Source organism: Hydromonas duriensis (assembly GCF_004363775.1).
GTDB classification, from domain to species: domain Bacteria; phylum Pseudomonadota; class Gammaproteobacteria; order Burkholderiales; family Burkholderiaceae; genus Hydromonas; species Hydromonas duriensis.
The window spans coordinates 114745-117267 of sequence record NZ_SNZE01000006.1 but is presented as its reverse complement, the minus strand read 5'-3'; the positions used below and the strand labels follow the sequence as shown (position 1 = coordinate 117267).

The following is a 2523-nucleotide window of genomic DNA, read 5'->3' as shown; positions in this document are numbered from 1 at the left end:
CAAACCCTACTCACCGCCTATGAGCCCTGGCTAGAAGCCGCCCTCAAAGCCGACAGCCACCGACCCAAGCGTGACCGACGCACAGCGGTCAAACTTCACGAAGAGCTTAAAAAGCAAGGTTTCAATGGTAGTTACAGCCGCATCACTGAATACATCAAACGCTGGCGCATCAAGGGTGGGCACACAAGTAAAGCATTCGTGCCACTCAAATTCCACCTTGGTGAAGCCTATCAATTCGACTGGTCCGAAGAATGGCTCATGGTTGCAGGGCAAGTGCGTAAAGTCATCGCAGCCCACACCAAGCTCTGTGCCAGTCGAGCCTTCATCGTATTGGGCTACCCCGCCCAAGGTCACGAAATGCTATTTGATGCCCACACCCGCGCATTCACCGCCATGGGCGGCATAGCCAAACGTGGTATCTATGACAACATGAAGACCGCTGTTGACAAGATAACCAAAGGCAATGGTCGGGTTGTCAACACACGCTTCTACGCCATGGCAGCGCACTACCTCATTGACCCAGACTTCTGTAACGCCGCATCGGGCTGGGAGAAAGGGATTGTCGAGAAGAACGTACAAGATGCTCGACGACGAATATGGATTGACGCTAAAAACGAGCGATTCGAGAGCTTTGACGCACTCAACGATTGGCTGACAGACAAATGCCAAGCATTATGGGCAACACTCAAACACCCCGAATACAAAGACTTAAGCATCGCCGACGTGCTACATGAAGAGCGAGATCACCTGATGCCCATGCCTACACCATTTGATGGTTATGTACAAAGCATGGGTAGAGTCAGCAATACGTGCTTGGTTGCTGTTGAAAGCAACCATTACTCCGCTCCCAGCCGCTTAGCGGGTCAGCGTGTAGACATTCACCTCTATGCCAACCGCGTTGACTTGTACGACGATAAAGGCTTGGTTGCCAGCCACAAGCGGTTATTGGGCCGCGACCAAACAAGTTATAACTGGCAACATTACGTACCGCTGATTCAAAGCAAATCAGGCGCATTGCGTAATGGTGCGCCGTTTGAGGAGATGCCAGAAGCATTGCATCAATTGCAAGTCGCACTACTGCGGCGCGAGCGACAAACGGGCAGCAAGCTGATGGCACAGGTATTAGCAGCAGTTCCTGTGCATGGTTTGGAGGAAGTGCTGGTTGCGGTCGAACTGGTGCTTGAATCAGGCGTGCACAGCGCCGAGCATGTACTCAACATTCTCAATCGAATCAAGCAGAAAGCGGCACCGCCCAGTGTTGAAAGCGCATTGGAGTTGACCGAAGAGCCGATTGCCGATACCGCCCGCTACGAAGAGTTGATGGGAGGCAATCATGACTAAAGCTGAAATCATTGCGCAACTTAAAGAGTTGAAACTACACGGCATGGCTGACTGCTATGCAGAGCTTATCAACCAACCTGGGCTGATGATTGAGTCGCCGGATTGGCTACTTAAACACTTGATAGAAGCGGAGGGGACTGAACGCGCTCTGCGTTCAATCGGCTATCAAATGAAATCGGCACGGTTTCCTGTACACCGTAATTTACAGAGCTTTGATTTCAAGCAAGCAAAGGTTGATGAAAGCTTGATGGGTGAGTTGGCTACATTTAAGTTTAGTGAGTCGGCCACCAATGTTGTGCTGGTCGGTGGTACGGGAACGGGTAAAACGCATTTGGCTACAGGTTTGGGCGTTGAGGGTATTGCTCGTCATGGTAAGCGAGTGCGATTCTACTCGACGATTGATTTGGTGAATCAGTTGGAGGTCGAGAAGGCTACTGGTAAACAGGGGCGTTTGGCAATGACTTTGCTGCAGATGGACTTGGTGATTTTAGATGAACTGGGTTATTTGCCGTTCTCACAGGCAGGTGGTGCGTTGTTGTTTAACCTGCTGTCCAAGATTTATGAGCGTACCAGTGTCATCATTACGACAAACTTGACTTTCTCTGAGTGGAACAATGTGTTTGGGGATGCAAAACTCACTACTGCGCTACTGGATCGCTTGACGCATCACTGCCATATCGTAGAAACGGGGAATGAGTCATATCGATTTAAGCAGAGCACGGCTACAGCGAAGGCGCGTATCAAAACTAGGGAGAAGAACAAAAAAGAGCCTTTTTAAAAACTTAAAGACAGTTCGTGTCGTTTTATATCGAGAAATGAAAGGAATCAAATGAAGTCAATCTGATAAACTTATCCACAGGTGCAACCCAATTTGCGCCTTTAACTGCCTGGTCAAATTTCAACGCGCACTCATGGTCAGTTTTACTCGAGCAACAACACTCAATTGCGTCATTGTCGTCAGCATCGAGCACAGCAACGAGCAGCGTCAACTCATTGTCTACTTCAACGTCATCTGCGATTAGCACGACCAACAGCAATGTGACATCATTGTCAACTGCAACGTCAACGGGCTTGAGCAGTGCAAACAGCTCAATCGCATCGTTGTCATCAGCGGTATCGACAGGTGTTTCAACTGCAGTATCAAGCGCAGTATCAACAGCGATGAGCACAGCGACCAGCAGC

General features: G+C 49.6%; 3 protein-coding genes. 2 read left to right on the top strand and 1 reads right to left on the bottom strand.

All coding sequences use genetic code 11. The features are described from left to right. Together istA and istB are read left to right on the top strand one after the other, a co-directional pair. The coding region (gene istA / locus DFR44_RS04385) for an IS21 family transposase (protein WP_133619488.1) at positions 1–1341 on the top strand (1341 nt) is incomplete at its 5' end. After that, positions 1334–2119, top strand: coding sequence for an IS21-like element helper ATPase IstB (gene istB / locus DFR44_RS04380; protein ID WP_133619487.1), 786 nt, complete (start codon positions 1334–1336; stop codon positions 2117–2119). The genes istA and istB, both read left to right, overlap by 8 nt. A 25-nt stretch (positions 2120–2144) precedes the next feature. Here the strand turns inward: istB and DFR44_RS11405 are convergent. Then, positions 2145–2523: hypothetical protein (locus tag DFR44_RS11405; protein ID WP_162845156.1), on the bottom strand; the 379-nt coding region annotated here is incomplete at its 5' end.